Annotated in this window: 17 protein-coding genes; 13 read left to right on the forward strand and 4 right to left on the reverse strand. The window is 62.9% G+C overall.

Features of this window, described 5'->3' with window-relative positions:
* Window position 1 precedes the first annotated feature (1 nt).
* From FJ417_RS21385 to FJ417_RS33170, 13 genes are all read left to right on the forward strand, one after another.
* The gene (locus FJ417_RS21385; protein ID WP_140784813.1) at window positions 2–454 is read left to right on the forward strand and encodes a MaoC family dehydratase; all 453 of its coding nucleotides are present in this window, start codon (window positions 2–4) and stop codon (window positions 452–454) included.
* On the forward strand, window positions 451–1,695 hold the full coding sequence (locus FJ417_RS21390; protein WP_140784814.1) for an MFS transporter: 1,245 nt from the start codon (window positions 451–453) through the stop codon (window positions 1,693–1,695). The genes FJ417_RS21385 and FJ417_RS21390 overlap by 4 nt, the downstream gene beginning before the upstream one ends.
* 90 nt (window positions 1,696–1,785) lie before the next feature.
* On the forward strand, window positions 1,786–2,622 hold the full coding sequence (locus tag FJ417_RS21395) for a GntR family transcriptional regulator (RefSeq protein WP_140784815.1): 837 nt from the start codon (window positions 1,786–1,788) through the stop codon (window positions 2,620–2,622).
* Between the two features lie 202 nt (window positions 2,623–2,824).
* Window positions 2,825–3,601, forward strand: coding sequence for an SDR family oxidoreductase (locus FJ417_RS21400; protein WP_140784816.1), 777 nt, complete (start codon window positions 2,825–2,827; stop codon window positions 3,599–3,601).
* 27 nt (window positions 3,602–3,628) lie between these two features.
* On the forward strand, window positions 3,629–4,288 hold the full coding sequence (locus FJ417_RS21405) for an L-fuculose-phosphate aldolase (protein WP_140784817.1): 660 nt from the start codon (window positions 3,629–3,631) through the stop codon (window positions 4,286–4,288).
* A 62-nt stretch (window positions 4,289–4,350) separates the two neighbouring features.
* Window positions 4,351–5,352: a sugar ABC transporter substrate-binding protein gene (locus FJ417_RS21410; protein ID WP_210240661.1), complete on the forward strand. Its 1,002-nt coding sequence runs from the start codon at window positions 4,351–4,353 to the stop codon at window positions 5,350–5,352.
* 68 nt (window positions 5,353–5,420) lie between these two features.
* Window positions 5,421–5,810: an ATP-binding cassette domain-containing protein gene (locus FJ417_RS33575; RefSeq protein WP_246687507.1), complete on the forward strand. Its 390-nt coding sequence runs from the start codon at window positions 5,421–5,423 to the stop codon at window positions 5,808–5,810.
* Window positions 5,807–6,946, forward strand: coding sequence for a sugar ABC transporter ATP-binding protein (locus FJ417_RS21415; RefSeq protein ID WP_348639944.1), 1,140 nt, complete (start codon window positions 5,807–5,809; stop codon window positions 6,944–6,946). Before FJ417_RS33575 ends, FJ417_RS21415 begins: the two co-directional genes overlap by 4 nt.
* Window positions 6,943–7,974, forward strand: coding sequence for an ABC transporter permease (locus tag FJ417_RS21420; RefSeq protein ID WP_140646313.1), 1,032 nt, complete (start codon window positions 6,943–6,945; stop codon window positions 7,972–7,974). Before FJ417_RS21415 ends, FJ417_RS21420 begins: the two co-directional genes overlap by 4 nt.
* The gene (locus FJ417_RS21425; protein WP_140711022.1) at window positions 7,971–8,957 is read left to right on the forward strand and encodes an ABC transporter permease; all 987 of its coding nucleotides are present in this window, start codon (window positions 7,971–7,973) and stop codon (window positions 8,955–8,957) included. The genes FJ417_RS21420 and FJ417_RS21425 overlap by 4 nt, the downstream gene beginning before the upstream one ends.
* Window positions 8,958–8,978: 21 nt before the next feature.
* Entirely contained in the window at window positions 8,979–9,944 is a 966-nt protein-coding gene (locus FJ417_RS21430; protein WP_140711023.1) for a sugar kinase, read from the forward strand.
* On the forward strand, window positions 9,941–10,708 hold the full coding sequence (locus FJ417_RS21435; RefSeq protein WP_140784818.1) for an SDR family NAD(P)-dependent oxidoreductase: 768 nt from the start codon (window positions 9,941–9,943) through the stop codon (window positions 10,706–10,708). The genes FJ417_RS21430 and FJ417_RS21435 overlap by 4 nt, the downstream gene beginning before the upstream one ends.
* 352 nt (window positions 10,709–11,060) lie before the next feature.
* Window positions 11,061–11,444, forward strand: a complete 384-nt coding sequence (locus tag FJ417_RS33170) for a hypothetical protein (RefSeq protein WP_181183268.1) — start codon at window positions 11,061–11,063, stop codon at window positions 11,442–11,444.
* A gap of 265 nt (window positions 11,445–11,709) precedes the next feature.
* Here FJ417_RS33170 and FJ417_RS21450 read toward each other — a convergent pair whose 3' ends face one another.
* From FJ417_RS21450 to FJ417_RS21475, 4 genes are all read right to left on the reverse strand, one after another.
* Window positions 11,710–12,660, reverse strand: a complete 951-nt coding sequence (locus FJ417_RS21450; protein ID WP_140784819.1) for an IS481 family transposase — start codon at window positions 12,658–12,660, stop codon at window positions 11,710–11,712.
* Window positions 12,661–12,722: 62 nt separating this feature from the next.
* Window positions 12,723–12,998 (reverse strand): hypothetical protein, encoded by a 276-nt coding sequence (locus FJ417_RS21455; RefSeq protein ID WP_140711024.1) that lies wholly within the window; start codon window positions 12,996–12,998, stop codon window positions 12,723–12,725.
* Window positions 12,999–14,029: 1,031 nt separating this feature from the next.
* Window positions 14,030–14,338 (reverse strand): hypothetical protein, encoded by a 309-nt coding sequence (locus tag FJ417_RS21470; protein ID WP_226892165.1) that lies wholly within the window; start codon window positions 14,336–14,338, stop codon window positions 14,030–14,032.
* 374 nt (window positions 14,339–14,712) lie between these two features.
* Window positions 14,713–14,988, reverse strand: a complete 276-nt coding sequence (locus FJ417_RS21475; RefSeq protein WP_140784820.1) for a hypothetical protein — start codon at window positions 14,986–14,988, stop codon at window positions 14,713–14,715.
* Window positions 14,989–15,275: the final 287 nt, after the last annotated feature.

Raw genomic sequence — 15,275 nt, forward strand, 5'->3', positions numbered from 1 at the left:
AATGAGCACCGAGACCAAAGACGGTTGGGTGGGTGTCGTGAAGGGCCGCCCGCAGGTTGGCGCCTTCGCCGAGCGCACGCGCCGCACGAAGATGAGCGACATCGAGGCCTTCACCGACATCACCGGCGACCGCAATCCGCTGCATTACGATCGCGCGCTGGCCGAGAAGTCGGTGTTCGGCAAGCTGATCGTCCAGGGCGGCGTTACCTCCGGCATCCTCAACGCGCTGGTCGCCGAGGATCTGCCCGGGCCCGGAACCGTGTTCCTCGAAGTGGCCTGGAAGTTCGTCAAGGCCGTCGGCGTTGATGAGGAGATCACCGGACGCGTGGAGGTCAAGGAAGTGCGCCCCGACAAGCCGATCTGCAAGATCGAGACCAGCGTGCGCAACGGCCAGGGCGAGCTCTGCCTCACCGGCTCGGCGACGGTCTTCACTGTACCGCTGCAAGGCGCATGAGCACGGTCGGCGATGGCCGGCTTGGCATGGCGGCCGACAGCGAGCGCTGGCGGGTGCTGTCGCTGCTTTGCCTGGCGGTCGTCCTGTCGCTGACCACCTGGTTTTCGGCCACCGCGATCCTTCCCGAACTGAAGCGGGAGCTGGCGCTGGGCGCGAGTGCCGAGGCCTGGCTCACCAACGGTGTCCAACTCGGCTTCGTCATCGGCGCGCTGGCGGCGAGCCTGGTCAATCTGCCGGACCTTGTGCGGCTCGGCCGCCTGATGGCAGTGGCGGCGCTGGTGGCCGCGCTCGCCAACGCAAGCCTGCTGCTTCATCTTGGGCCGGGCGGCGTGATTGCCGCCCGCATTGTCACCGGTGTGGCACTCGCAGGCGTCTATCCGCCGGCACTGAAGCTGGTCGCCACCTGGTTCACCCGCGACCGGGGCCTTGCGCTCGGCGCGGTCATCGGCGCGCTCACCATCGGCTCGGCGCTGCCGCATCTCTTCCGCGCCGTCTCGACCGCGCTCGACTGGCGGCCGGTGGTCGCCGCCGCCAGCGTGGCGACGGCGGCAGGCGCGCTGCTGTTCCTACTGTTCGCCAAGGAAGGCCCTTATCCCTTCGGCAAGGCTATCTTCGAGCCCTCGCGCATCGGCCAGGTGTTTCGCGAAAAGCCGTTGCTGCTCGCCAATCTCGGCTATCTCGGTCACATGTGGGAGCTCTACGCCATGTGGGCATGGCTGCTTGCCTATACGCGGGCGGCCTTCGACGCGCAGGCGATCGGCACGGCGGCTGCCGCTTCGCTCTCGACCTTCTTCGTCGTCGCGTCCGGCATTCTCGGCTGCCTGCTCGGCGGCTATCTTTCGGACCGCGTCGGCCGCACGGCGACCACCGCCGGCATGATGATCGTGTCGGGCGGCTGCGCATTGCTGATGGGCTTCCTTTTCACCGGTCCGCTCTGGCTGTTCATGCTGGTGGCTATCGTCTGGGGCGTTTCGGTGATCGGCGATTCGGCGCAGTTTTCCGCCGCCGTCACCGAGCTTGCCGACCGCCGCTTCGTCGGCACAGCGCTCTCGGTGCAACTGGGCGCCGGTTTCGCGCTGACGGTGCTCGCCATCTGGCTGACGCCGCGCTTCGCCGACTTCATGGGCGGCTGGCGCTGGGCCTTCCTGCTGTTGGTTCCCGGACCGCTGCTGGGAGCAGCCGCGATGCTATGGTTGCGAAACTTGCCGGAGAGCGAGAAAATGGCTGGCGGGCTCCGTTAGGAGCCGCTGCTGCGCGTTGAATCGCGGCAAACATTCATACCGGGCGGTTTGCCCGCAGCCTGAAGACCGATGATGGAACAAGCAACCAGAATGCGCGGGCGTCCTCGTTACGACCAGGAAGATGCCGAGGCGGCCGAGGCTTTCCGCTCGATCGGCTCCAAGGTCAAGCTCAACCGCGACGAGGCCGCACCCCTCTGGGTGCAGTTGCGCAACCAGGTCGAGGAAGCGATCAACACCGGCCTGCTGGCCGCCAATTCGCGCATTCCCTCCGAACAGGCGCTTTGCGATTTCTTCGGCGTCTCGCGCCCTGTCGTGCGCGCTGCGATCGGCTCGCTTTCCAACGAAGGGCGCATCATCAAGATGCCGCGCAAGGGCATGTTCGTCGCGGCACCCCGCGAGCATGTCGACTTCATGACCGCCAATCTCGGTGTGTTCGACGACCTGACCGCCAAAGGCCACAAGGTCTCGACCCGCACGCTGGAGATCTACCGCTGCCCGCCGAACGAGAAGGAGTCGAAGGTTTTCGGCATTCCCGCCAATGGCAGCGTGGTCCGCATCAGCCGCGTCTACATGACCGACGGCGCGCCGATCACCATGACGCGCATCAGCCTGCCGGGACATCGGGTACCGGGCCTGGAGAACATCCTGTCGGAAAACCAGTCGATCTTCGGCACCATCCGCGCCGTCTTCGGCCTGACCGTGAAGCGCGCCGACCGCTGGCTGCGCGCCGCCCTGCCCACCAAGGAAGAGGCCGATGAGATGGGCGTCGCCGCCAACACGCCGCTGATCGAGATCGAGTCGATCGCTTATGACGCCGACGGCGCCGCGCTCGAATATTATGAGGCCTTCTACAACTCCTCCGTGGCTCGCATCCACATGGCGGTCGAGCAGCCTTCGGCGACGGTGAATGGCGTCGACCGCACCTGATCATGGATCATTCAAAAAAGATTGCTGTTTTCTGGTTATAACCAGATTGACGGACCCCGGAAGCTTCTGTAACGTGCTCGCCATGGGGTCGGGAGGAGCCTGACCCCGGAGGCATTATCAGGACCGGTCGGCTTGCGGCGCTGCCTCGGCGGCGAGGGCGAAATGTTGCCCGCGCTCGAGCCTGTCCTGATGGAGGACGTGCATGGATTACCGGTCGCAATTCGACCTGACGGGCGAGGTCGCCGTCGTCACCGGCGGCGCCAGCGGCATCGGCTTGGAGGCCGCTAAGGCGCTCGGAACTTGCGGCGCGAATATCGTCCTGCTCGACATGAATGCGGATGGGCTGAAGGCCGGCGCCGAGGCGCTCGAGTCCGCCGGTATCGTAAGCGTCGATGGCCGCGTGCTCGACGTCACCAATCCGGAAGCCGTCGAGGCGATGGCTGCCAAGGTCGTAGCTGACTTCGGAAAGGTCGATATCCTGGTCAACAGCGCCGGCATCGCGCGCCTCAACACCGCGCTCGACACGCCGGACGAGGAATGGCGCCTGGTGATGGATGTCAACGTCAACGGCGTCTACTGGGCCTCGCGCGCCTTCGGCCGCTCGATGGTCGACCGCAACAAGGGTTCCATCGTCAATCTCGGCTCGATGTCGGGCCTGATCATCAACCGCCCGCAGACGGCGCCGTCCTACATGGTGAGCAAGGGCGCCGTGCACATGATGACCAAGGCGCTCGCGGTCGAGTGGGCGAAATCGGGCGTGCGCGTCAACGCGCTGGCGCCGGGCTATGTCGGCACCGAGATGACGCTGAAGATGCGCGAGCGTCCCGAGCTCTTCAACACCTGGATCGACATGACGCCGATGGGCCGGCTGGGTACGCCGAAGGAGATCGCCTCGGCGATCCTGTTCCTGGCCTCACCGGCCTCGAGCTACGTCACCGGCGCGATCCTGTCGATCGATGGCGGTTACACGGCCTGGTAATTGGCCTCGCAAGGATTGGTATATCGCATGACCGTTTCGGATCTAGAGGCGCGCCAGGCCATCATCGATGCCTGCATCCAGATGAACGCGCTGGGCATCAACCAGGGCACATCCGGCAACATCAGCCGGCGCCATGGCGAGGGCATGTTGATCTCGCCGACCAGCACGCCCTATGACACGCTGCAGCCGGAGGACATCGTCTTCATGGGGTGGAACGGCGAGGTCGACGGGCGCCTGCCGCCGTCCAGCGAATGGCGCTTCCATCTCGACATCATGAAGGCGCGGCCGGAGGTCAACGCCGTCGTTCACGCCCATCCGACCTACTGCACCACGATCGCCATCATGGGCAGGAAGATACCGGCGATCCACTATATGGTCGCGGTCGCCGGCGGCAGCGACATACGCTGCGCGCCCTACGCCACCTTCGGCACGGCAGAGCTTTCGGCGTATGCGGTGGAGGCGCTGCGCGACCGCAAGGCCTGCCTGCTTGCCCAGCACGGCATGATTGCTGTCGGATCGAGCCTCGCTCAGGCCATGTGGCTTGCCGTCGAGGTCGAGACGTTGGCGCGCCAGTATCACGGCGCCCTGCAGATCGGAGAGCCGCCGGTGCTGTCCGACGAGGAGATCGAAAACGTCATCAAGCGCATGGCGAGCTACGGTCTGCGCGACGAGGAGGCCGCTGCCTGAGCGGCGGCCATCAGGCAGAATCCTCCGGAAGGCCCGGAGCGATCAAGAAGGGAGGAAATGAAATGACCAGATCCATGAAAGGCCTCGTCAAGGCACTCGCCCTGGCGTTGGCGGCGGCTTGCAGCCTTGCCGCCGTCTCGGGCGCAACCGCCGAGGAGCTGTCGCTCAAGGGCAAGCGCATCGGCGTCTCGGCCATCGGCACGGACCATTATTGGGACCTGATGGCCTTCAAAGGCATCCAGGACCGCGTCAAGGAGCTCGGCGGCGAAGTCATCGCGCTCGACGCCGGTCGCAAGGACCAGCAGCAGATCGCGCAACTGCAGACGCTGATCGCGCAGAAGCCCGATGCCATCATCGAGCAGCTCGGCAATCTCGAAGTGCTGAACCCGTGGCTGCAGAAGATCCGCGATGCCGGCATCCCGCTGTTCACGGTCGATACCGCCACCCCGCACGCCATCAACAACACCACCTCCAACAATTACAATATCGGCGCCGAGATCGCCTTGCAGATGGTCGCCGACATGGGCGGCAAAGGCAATGTGCTGGTCTTCAACGGCTTCTACAGCGTGCCGGTCTGCAAGATCCGCTACGACCAGCTGAAATATGTGCTGACCTCGTTCCCGGATGTGAAGATCGTCGAGCCCGAGCTGCGCGACGTTATCCCCAATACGGTGCAGAGCGCCTATTCCAACGTCACCGACATGCTGACCAAGTCGCCCGAGAAGGGCTCGATCGGCGCGGTCTGGGCTTGCTGGGACGTGCCGCAGATCGGCGCCACGCAGGCGGTCGAAGCCGCCGGCCGCAACGAAGTCAAGACCTATGGCATCGACGGCAGCCCGGAAGTCATCAAGATGGTGATGGATCCGAAGTCGTCCGCCGGCGCCGTGGCAGCGCAACAGCCCTATGAGATCGGCAAGACCTCGGTCGACAACGTCGCCAAATACTTGGCTGGCCAGAAGGTGCCGCCCTTCACTTTCGTGCCTTCGGTGCTGATCAACAAGGAAAACGCCGCCGAAAAAGGAAAGCCGTTCCTCGACGCCGCCGAGAAGGCTGGCGTTAAATAGGACGGAACGAAACGACGGGCAGCCCAACGACTGTGGCTGCCCGTCATATCCAACCAGGATTGACGGCCATGCAGACAGCAAAGCGTGACATTGCTGTATCGATGACGGGCATATCGAAGCGGTTCGGACCGGTTCGCGCGCTGGAAAACGCCAACCTCGAGATCGCGCGCGGCTCGATCCTCGGCCTTGTCGGCCAGAACGGTGCCGGCAAGTCGACTATCATCAAGGTGCTGGCCGGCATCATCAAGCCGGACAGCGGCACCATCCTCATCAACGGCGAGACCGTCAGCACGCTGACGCCGGCTTCGGTCGAAAAGCTCGGCGTGCATTTCATCCACCAAGACAGGCTTTTGGTGCCGACCGCGACCGTCGGCGAAGCTGTCTTCCTCGGCCACGAAATCGGCCTCGGCCCGTTCGTCAGCCGCCGCGCCTGGAGCGCAGGGCCGCGGACCTGTTGAAGCGCTTCTTCGGCATGGAATTGCCAGCGGGAACTCTTGTGAAAGACCTGACGACCGCGCAGCAGAAGGTCGTGCAGATCACCCGCGCGCTGGCTCAGAAAGCGTCGGTGCTGGTGCTCGACGAGCCGACCGCGGCATTGGTCAAACGCGAGGTCGACAGCCTGTTCGACGTGCTGCGCCGGCTGCGCGACGACGGCATCGCCGTGGTCTTCATTTCCCACTACATGCAGGAGATCGAGAAGCTCTGCGACCGCGTCACCGTGATGCGCAACGGTACCGATGTCGGCACGGTCGATCCGCGCCAGACGTCGATCGACGAGATCATCTCGATGATGATCGCCCGCGATGTCGGCGAGATGTTCCCGAAGCGCTCGGTCACTCTAGGCGCCCCGGTTCTGGAGGTTTCCTCCCTCCGCCTCGGCGGCAGCTTCGAGAATATCGGCTTCAACGTGCGCGCCGGCGAGATCGTCGGCCTCACCGGCCTGCTCGGCTCCGGCGCCAAGGAAATCGTCCAGTGTCTGTTCGGCCTCAAGACCGCCGATGGCGGCCAGGTCAAGGTCGAGGGTAGGGAGCTTGCGTTGTCGATGCCGGTCAAGGCGGTGCGCGACGGCATTGCGATGCTGCCGGAAGATCGCCGCGCGCATGGAGTGGCGCTTGGCCTGTCGGTGCGCGAGAATATTTCTTTGGCCAGCCTGCGCCGCTACTCCAGGAGCGGCATGGTCAGCCGCGGCTTGGAGAACAAGGCGGTCGACGGCCTGATCAAGGAACTGTCGATCAAGACGCCGCATCGCGACGCGCTGGTGCGCGAGCTCTCTGGCGGCAACCAGCAGAAGGTGGCTTTGGCCAAATGGCTGAGCTGCCAGTCGCGCGTCTATGTGCTGGACGAGCCGACAGTCGCCGTCGATGTCGGCGCCAAGGTCGAGATCTACAATCTGTTGAACCGATTGGCGGGAGAGGGCGCGGCGATCCTGCTTCTGTCCTCCGACCTGCTCGAACTGGTCGGCGTCTGCGACCGCGTTCTGGTCGTCTATCGCGGCAGGCTCGCCGGCAGCTTCTCCGGTCCTTCGATGAACAGCGACGCGCTGCTCGCCGCTTCGTCCGGTGCGCGCTCGATCACCGGTGGAGTGGCCGCATGAGCGCGACTGTTCTCCACACCGAAGTCGGCGCGTCCGATGAAAAGCAAGCCGCCGTCAAAAGCGCGGGCCGGCGCTTCGGCGCGCTGGTCGTGCGGCTTGGCGCGATCGCCGCCTTCGCCGCGATCATGGCCTATTTCGTCATCTTCGCGCCGGGCTTCACCTCGACCTTCAACCTGATCAATGTCGTCGAGCAGTCGGCGATCCTAGGCGTGCTCGCCTATGGCATGACGGCCGTCATCATCGGCGGCGGCTCCGATGTCACCGAAGGCGGCATCGACCTGTCGATCGCCGCCAATATGGGGCTCTGCGCCGCCGTCTACGCGACACTTTTGTCGATGGGCTATGGCGACTTTCTTTCGGTGCTCGCGGCCATCGCCGTCGGCATGGCGGTCGGCGCGTTGAACGCCCTTGCCGTGGTCGGCCTCGGCATCCTTCCCCTGCTTGCGACGCTTGCCGTGCTCAATGTCGCGGCCGGCATGGAACTCACGCTCACCCAGAACACGGTCGTCGGCGCATCCTCGCCGCTGCTCGGCGTGCTGGTTTCGGGAAGCTTCCTCGGCATCTCGGCGCTTGCCTGGGCGCTGATCGTCTTCTCCGCTATCATGATCGCAGTCGTCCACGGCACGGCATTCGGGCTCAGGCTCTACGCTGTCGGCGGTCATCCCGAGGCAGCGCGGGCGGCCGGTATCGGCGTCCCGTTCTACGTCTCCTTCACGTACATCCTCAGCGGCTTCTGTGCTGCTGTAGCGAGCATCCTCACCGTCTCTCGCCTGTCGGCCAGCACACCCGGTTCCGGCGAGCTGCTCCTGTCAGTGCTGGCGGCGGCATTGCTCGGCACGGTCTTTTCCCGCCGCTTCGTGCCGACCATGGGCGGCACGCTGCTCAGCGTGCTGTTCATCGGCCTTCTGGCCAACGGCTTCCAACTGCTCAACGTCTCCAGCTATTGGGTCAACGGGGTGCAGGGCGCGCTGATCCTGCTGGTGGTGGCGATCACATCCTTTGCCCGCGGTTCGGAGGGTTCGCGATGAGCGTCTCGGCCAACGAGAACGCAGCCAAGGCGAGCCTGCGCGGCTTCCTCGCCAAATACAGCGTGCTCATTGCCTTCGCGGCCATCGTCATCTTCTTTTCGGTGGCGAGCCCGACCTTCCTGACGCCGGCCAATCTCTTCAACGTGCTGGTCAACAACGTCGTCATGCTGGCGATCGTGGCGCTGGGGCTGACCATCGTCATCTCGTCGGGCGGCATCGACCTTTCGGTCGGCGTGTCCGTCGACATGGCAAGCATGATCTTCGTCATGCTGCTGGCCGCCGGCTACAGCGGCGCGGTCGGCGTCGCGGGCGGGCTCGGCGCCGCGCTGATCGTCGGCCTGCTGAATGCGATCCTCATCACCAGGCTCAACATCAGCCCCTTCCTGGCGACGCTCGGCGTGCTCTTCATCGGGCAGAGCACGCAGCAGCTCGCCACCAGCGGTGGCCAGCCGATCTATCTAACAAGCGGCTATGCAGCAGACCAATTCAACGCCATTGCCCGCACCGCTATGTTCGGAATACCGACGCCGGTCATCGTGCTGATCGTCCTGGCGGTCGCGGTCCATCTCCTGCTGCATCGCGCGGTCTTCGGCCGCTATGTCCAGGCCATGGGCGCCCAGCCCGGCGTCGCCTGGTATTCCGGCATCCGCGTGCCGCGCGAATTGTCGATGGTGCATGTGCTGTGCGCGCTGCTTGCCGGCATCACAGGTATATTGTTGTCCGCGACGGTGAAGTCCTACGTGCCGCTGTCGGGCAACGCTTTCCTGCTCGACGCGATCGGCGCCACCTTCATCGGCACGACGCTCAGCCGCGAGCGCAAGCCCTCGGTGATCGGCACGCTGCTCGGCGTGCTGCTGCTCGCCATCGTCAAGAACGGGCTGCTGCTCGTCGGCTGGAATTTCTACTGGCAGCAGGTCGGCATCGGCGTGCTCGTCTTCCTGGTGCTGGCCGCAAGCTTCGGCCTGCGCCGCGCCGCCCATTGAGTTCGAAAGGTCCAGTCAGCCATGCCACAATTCGACGTCAGCTCGATCGGCTTCTACGTCCTCGACATCCTGGGACGGCCGGTCTCGCGCATCCCCGAAGGCGGCCGCGCCGACTATATTGAGGAAATCCGCATGACTGTCGCCGGCACGGCCGGCGCGACCGGGATGGACTGCGCCATCCTCGGCCTGAAGACCCGGGCGGTCACCACGCTCGGCACCGACGACATGGGCGACTGGTTCCTGGCCAAACTTCAGAAATATGGGCTGGAGACGAGCCTTGTGCGCCGTGACGGCAGCGTTCAGACGTCATCCACCATCCTGCCGGTGCGGCCGAACGGCGAGCGGCCAGCCTTGCATGTTCCCGGCACCGCCACCCTGTTCGAGGTCGCCGATGCCGATCTCGACGCGGCGCTCGACGCCACCGTCGTCCATGTCGGCGGCACCGGCCTGCTGAAGCGCTTTGATGGCGAGCCGACCGTCAGGCTCTTGAAGCGCGCCAAGGAGCTTGGCCGCGTCACCACTTTCGATCTCATCCAGGCGACGCCGGAGACCTGGAAGCTGGTCGAGCCGTGCCTGCCCTACATCGACTATTTCGTGCCCAGCATCGACGAGGCCGGTGAGATGGCGCATGACCGCGATCCGGCCCGCGTCGCTGCCTTCTTCAAGGCGAGGGGCGTGAAGAACTGCATCCTCACGCTCGGTGCCGGCGGCGTCTATGTCTCGCCCGAGCATCGCGACGATTTCCATCTGCCGGCCTTCGAGGTCGAGCTGTTCGACACCACGGGCTGCGGCGACTCCTTCACCGCCGGCATCATCGTCGGCATCGTCAAGGGCTGGGACCTGAGGCAGTCCGCACGCTTTGCCAGCGCCGTCGCCGCCAAGGTGGCGATGGGGCTCGGCTCCGACGGCAAACTCGTTTCGTTCGACGACACGATCGCGGCGATGAACTCGCTTCCGGTCAAGACATCAAAGGTGGAAGCAGCATGACCATTCTTCCTGAGGCCAAGGGCAAGACGGCTCTCGTCACCGGCGCCAGCCGTGGCATCGGCAGGGCGCTCGCAAAGGGGCTCGCCGAAGCGGGCTTCGACGTTGCCATCACCGATCTGCAATCGCAGGCGGCCGAGCTCGACGTGACCAAAGGCGAGATCGAGGCGGCCAGCCGCAAGGCCTATGTCTACACGATGGACGTCAGCAAGAAGAAGGACATCGAAGCCACCGCGCAGGCGCTGCTCAAGGCTGCCGGAAGCATCGACGTGCTGGTCAACAATGCCGGTATCCTCAAGCCCAGCCTGCTGCAGGATCTCGACGAGGCCAATTGGGGCGCGCATTTCGACGTCAACGCCAAGGGCGTGCTGATGATGTGCCAGGCGGTGCTGCCGCATATGCGCGCCAGGAAGTCGGGCAGGGTGATCAACATCGCGTCGATCGCCGGCCGGCAGGGCGTGCCGACGCAGGGCCACTACGCCGCGACCAAGGCGGTGGTGATAACGCTCACCCGCGTGCTGGCGCAGGAGGTCGGCATGGACGGGGTCACCGTCAACGCGATCTGCCCCGGCATCATCCTGACCGAAATGGGCAAGAACAATCTGGGCAGCGAAGCCGCCATCCGCCACTGGGAGGACGTCGCCGCGCTGAAGCGCCTCGGCGCGCCGGAGGATATCATAGGCCCGGCGCTGTTCTTCGCCTCCGATCTCTCGGCCTTTGTCACTGGCCAGGCGCTCAACGTCGACGGCGGCATTTACTATCACTGACCGCTCGCTGAGTTGGCCCGCGCGGTCGCCATATCCGCTTCGCTCCGAAGCCGTCGAGACTATGCGGGCTGGAACATCGGCTTCGTAGTTTACCTCAACCATCCCCTAACCGGACCTTCCGCTTCCGTGAAGAGTTTCGGGCGCCGGCAAGCGTACGAAAGTCCCCGAGGAAGGAACCCGTGGGCCACAGGTGATGGCTATGGGGATTTCGGATTTTGGCAGATGTCGGCAATGGCGCGACCGGGGAACTCTGGGGTGAATACGGACAGACCGCTTCGTTGCGCCTCCGCGCGGTGTTGTCGGGACGGTGGGCGGCCGGGCGCGGCTCTGTCGGAGTCGATCATCACCATAGATGTGTGTCGATCCGCTGCCGGAGGCTGAGTGCCCGCAGCTGAAGGCTGAACCATTCCATGCCGGGACATGGCGTGCTGCTCCCGGTCGACCGGGAACCGTGTGGCGGTTCGCGCGGCTGCCTCCATCGTTCGAACACCTCGATCACGATCATGCGGCCGTCACAGCATGGGCATGGCGGGCGGAAGTTGTCCGGTTCGTCCGTGGTGTCATCGTCGGACGGCACGGCTACGTTGAGGAGTTCACGAGCAAGCGCGAGGCTGGCCTTGCGAGCGGAACCGGCAAGCGATTCGGGAATACCTACACCCTATCCGATTACATCAAACGCCTGACTGAGCGGATTGACCAGTTGGAACAGCGTCAACTGAAGCAAGCAGTGCCTTAACATTTGTGAAAGCGCTCGCCGCCCGCTGCGCGTATTGTGTTGGTTCGTCCCTTTGGTGGGTCGAGACCATAGCCAACCTTTGCCCGCTGGCCCTGGCCGGCGGGCTTTTTCATTTGATATTTGAGCGCACCGCTTGGCTCGGCGCCGCGTCCCTTGACGGAACCTTTGACACCTGCCACTTGAGAATTGCCAGGATGGCTCCTGGTCATTTCAAACCTACCTCCAACCCCGGCTCCGGCCGGCGGGTTTTTTGTCGGGCGGTGGCCTAAGTGTTTAGTCCCGGCATTTGATGGATTGGATTGAGTCTGAATCGCTCAGGCTCTTTTGTCCAGATATTGCAGATGAACTCATAGGGCGTGAGGCCCTTGAGGGTCTTCAGTCGCCGGGCAAAATTGTAAGCTGCCATGAAGTCGGCAAGGTGCTGCCGAAGTTGGTCATGGTCGTCGTAATGGAAGCGCTTGACGGTGGCTTCCTTGATGGTTCGGTTCATTCTCTCGACCTGCCCGTTGGTCCAGGGATGCTTCACCTTGGTCGTGCGATGCTCGGTGCCGTTGTCGCGGCAGGTGCGCCCGAAAATGTGCTCCATGGCGGTGCGATCTTGCTCGCGATTTTTGAACTGGACGCCGTTGTCGGTGAGGATCGTGTGGATCTGGTAGGGGACCGCCTCGATGAGGTGGCGCAGGAAGTCGGCTGCGATCATTTTTGTTGCCCGCTTGTGCAGCTCGACATAGGCGAACTTGCAGGTGCGATCTATGGCCACGAACAGATAGAGCTTGCCCTCGGCGGTTTGCACCTCGGCAATGTCGACATGGAAGTAGCCGATCGGATAGGCCTTGAACCTCTTCTTGGGCTGTTTGTCGCCTTCGACATCAGGCAGCCTCGAAATGCCATGACGCTGCAGGCAGCGATGCAATGACGAACGCGTCAGGTTCGGGATCGTCGGCTGGAGCGCGTAGAGACAGTCATCCAACGGTAGCAGCGTATGCTTGCGGAAAGCGACGATGACGGCCTCTTCCTCGATCGACAGCACCGTCGACTTCGGGTCTTTGGGTCCAGTCGGCAGATCGGCGACCGAAGTGCGCCCCTTCCACTTGGCAACCGTCTTCGGGTCGATCCCGTAGCGCTTGGACAGCTTCCTCAGGCTCTCTTGACTATTTTGTATTGCTCGACGGATTGCCTCTGTCGTCGTGGCGCGCCCATGCAGAACCTGGCCCATAGTGCCTCCTTCCACTCCAAGGAAAATAATGCACCATTAAAGGTCGGGATGAAACACATAGTCTAGGCGTGGTCAGCCTCCGTTTGCGGGATGTAGAGCGCGTTTCCTGAAGGCACTTTCGCCGCGAACTGAAGCGTAAACAGGAGATGATTTTCATCGTCCGTCATATTCATGATCCAAGGCGTCATACCCTCCCAGAAAGAGCGCTTGCTCTCGTTTATCATCTCGCCCGCAGCACGCACGGCTTCTTGCCGCGCCGCGTCCAGATCCGGGAGATCGACACCATCTCCGTCGGGGATGAATTCGCCGTTGTCGACGTGGAAATAATAGGTTGTCATGATGCTTTGCCCTTGTTGGACAGGCCCAAACTGTTGCGGGGCAACTTTGTTTCTCCCAGCTTGGCAACCAAAGAAGGCCAGGGGACAGTGTCATGGTGTTTGAGGGATCAACCGAAACCGGGGGAATTCCCATGAAGAAGGCCTGCGAGAAGCCCATGCTGGTGCGCTAGGGCAAGCTTTCCGCAGTCGTTGCAACGGCGTCTGTTGTAGTCGTCCTGCCGCCAGGCTGACGACACCGCATTTTAGCGCCCGTCGGCTCCGGCCGGCGAGGCTTTTACATCATCGGTTTGTCGGGTCGCTATCAGATGCCTGTGCTTCTCGAAGAGGTGTAGCTTCTCGGCGTATCCAAGCCTCACCGCCGCCTTGCAGGACAGGCATTTGAATGAGGAAATGGTCTTGAACCATATGCCTTTTCGAACGATCGCGCGTTCGCATCGTGGGCATTCAAAGGTGAGATATTCGTCTTCAAGTTCTTGAGGAAGCGGCAATCCGGCACCTTTTGAATGATGGATGCCCACCATCATCGCAGGTAGTGGCGGGCATCCATGACCTGGCGACGAAGGGACTATGCTCGCCAGCACCTCCTAATGAAGATCTGCGGAAGATGTTTCGCCTTCGGGACTTATGAGTTGGCGGATAAGACGTTCGTCCGACGGATATTACGACTGACGGAGCAAGACACAGGTGTCGAGGGAACTACTCGGGTTTTGCGCTGTTGCTGAGTAGCCTGCCGCGCACGTTGCCAGTTTGCGCGCCCAGGCTACTCCAGTAACTGCCCGCTGGCTTTGGCCGGCGGGCTTTCTTGTCTTGACAACCAGCGGTGGCGCCGGTCATTTTCACCGCGTTTGAGGGATCTTCAACCTTGGGGGAGTTTTCAGCGAAGAAGACCTACGAGAAGCCCGTCCTCGTTCGCAAGGGCAAACTTTCCGTTATCGTTGCCGGACCGTCTGTGCCTCCGCCTGAGCCGGCTTGATCTATCACCGATCAGGCGAACTGCATAATCCCCCAGGTTCCGGCCGGCGGGTTTTCTTTTAGGACGCCTTGTCGATGAGCGGCGCCTTCCGCTTCGGAGGCACATAGCGCGTCTTCAGAGTGACTATTTCGGCATCGACGGTGACACGAATGCCGAGGTTCACGGTGACCTTTGCCCCATCGACATGCGTGACATCGCCACCAGCTCGATCGGCCGACCCTTGCTGACCTTCGATGTCCGGTCGAGGATCGAATGCGGCTGGTTGTAGCCAGGGATTGCGACGCTGACGCGATCCTCGGGTGACTCGCCGGCGCACCGTCGCCATGATCGCGACCTCGTCGCCAATGTTGATGTTACCCTTCGCCATGCCCTTGAGTGTGCGACGGCTGGGTTCGTCAAGCCTTCGCTAATATTCTCGCTGCCTGCTCATTCGTTGCCTTCCTGGCGGCGCAAAGCCTGGACGCCGCCCCAAGCTAGCGGCCCGACAGTTCCGCGTTGGGGTGCGTGGGTTAAACCGCCGGGCCTAACCGACTCGTAGGGGAGAGTCGGCTAATCGGAAGCTAAATTAGCATAATTGCATTGACATAAGTTTTTATGTCTTTCCACCGGTTTCGCTGCCGAGTTCGCGCTGCTTTCCGCTGTCCCCCGACCAGCCTGTCGCGCATCTTTCCACTTAGCGAACCCTACTCCAGTAACTCTGCCGCTGGCTTTGGCCGGCGGGCTTCTTTGTCGGGCTCAACCCTAGTCGCGCTCAGCCTCCATGCGCGGGATGTAGAGCGCATCGCCTGAAGGCACTTTCGCCGCGAACTGAAGCGTGAACAGGAGATGATTCTCATCATCCGTCACATTCATGATCCAAGGCGTCATATGCTCCCAGAAACACTGCTTGCTGTCGTTTATCATCTCGCCAGCAGTGCGCACTGCTTCCTGCCGCGCCGCGTCTAAATCCGGGAGATCGACCCCTTCAGGGTCGGGGACGAAGGTGCCGTTGTCAACGTGGAAATAGTATCTGGTCATGCTGCTCTGGCCCGTGAACAAGCTCCAACGCTCTCAGCGCAACTTTGTTTCTCCCGAGATTGGGTAGTGGGTCAGTTTGAAATTTGACGGCGATCAGTGCAGGCTCTTCAAAAGCGCATCAATCTCCTCTGGCCAATCCGTCGGCACCAGAAAGAATGGATGTAGCTCGCCACTTGCGCGCGGACTTCCTGGTTACCGATGACGGTAAGGGGATCGCGTTCCATCAGTCACTCCCTTAAAAAAAGGAAGAGCCGAAGGCGCCTCCGGCATACCCTCACTCCGGCTTT

Origin of the sequence: Mesorhizobium sp. B3-1-7, assembly GCF_006439385.1 — a bacterium.
In the GTDB taxonomy this organism is placed as follows: domain Bacteria; phylum Pseudomonadota; class Alphaproteobacteria; order Rhizobiales; family Rhizobiaceae; genus Mesorhizobium.

Bases quoted from the DNA above. Each gene is read 5' to 3' on its own strand.
- FJ417_RS21470 (WP_226892165.1), bottom strand. From the start codon at position 14,338: ATGGCGAAGGGTAACATCAACATTGGCGACGAGGTCGCGATCATGGCG.
- FJ417_RS33575 (WP_246687507.1), top strand. From the start codon at position 5,421: ATGCAGACAGCAAAGCGTGACATTGCTGTATCGATGACGGGCATATCG.
- FJ417_RS21450 (WP_140784819.1), bottom strand. From the start codon at position 12,660: ATGGGCCAGGTTCTGCATGGGCGCGCCACGACGACAGAGGCAATCCGT.
- FJ417_RS21435 (WP_140784818.1), top strand. From the start codon at position 9,941: ATGACCATTCTTCCTGAGGCCAAGGGCAAGACGGCTCTCGTCACCGGC.
- FJ417_RS21455 (WP_140711024.1), bottom strand. From the start codon at position 12,998: ATGACAACCTATTATTTCCACGTCGACAACGGCGAATTCATCCCCGAC.
- FJ417_RS21425 (WP_140711022.1), top strand. From the start codon at position 7,971: ATGAGCGTCTCGGCCAACGAGAACGCAGCCAAGGCGAGCCTGCGCGGC.
- FJ417_RS21385 (WP_140784813.1), top strand. From the start codon at position 2: ATGAGCACCGAGACCAAAGACGGTTGGGTGGGTGTCGTGAAGGGCCGC.
- FJ417_RS21430 (WP_140711023.1), top strand. From the start codon at position 8,979: ATGCCACAATTCGACGTCAGCTCGATCGGCTTCTACGTCCTCGACATC.
- FJ417_RS21390 (WP_140784814.1), top strand. From the start codon at position 451: ATGAGCACGGTCGGCGATGGCCGGCTTGGCATGGCGGCCGACAGCGAG.
- FJ417_RS33170 (WP_181183268.1), top strand. From the start codon at position 11,061: ATGTGTGTCGATCCGCTGCCGGAGGCTGAGTGCCCGCAGCTGAAGGCT.
- FJ417_RS21400 (WP_140784816.1), top strand. From the start codon at position 2,825: ATGGATTACCGGTCGCAATTCGACCTGACGGGCGAGGTCGCCGTCGTC.
- FJ417_RS21395 (WP_140784815.1), top strand. From the start codon at position 1,786: ATGCGCGGGCGTCCTCGTTACGACCAGGAAGATGCCGAGGCGGCCGAG.
- FJ417_RS21420 (WP_140646313.1), top strand. From the start codon at position 6,943: ATGAGCGCGACTGTTCTCCACACCGAAGTCGGCGCGTCCGATGAAAAG.
- FJ417_RS21475 (WP_140784820.1), bottom strand. From the start codon at position 14,988: ATGACCAGATACTATTTCCACGTTGACAACGGCACCTTCGTCCCCGAC.
- FJ417_RS21410 (WP_210240661.1), top strand. From the start codon at position 4,351: ATGACCAGATCCATGAAAGGCCTCGTCAAGGCACTCGCCCTGGCGTTG.
- FJ417_RS21405 (WP_140784817.1), top strand. From the start codon at position 3,629: ATGACCGTTTCGGATCTAGAGGCGCGCCAGGCCATCATCGATGCCTGC.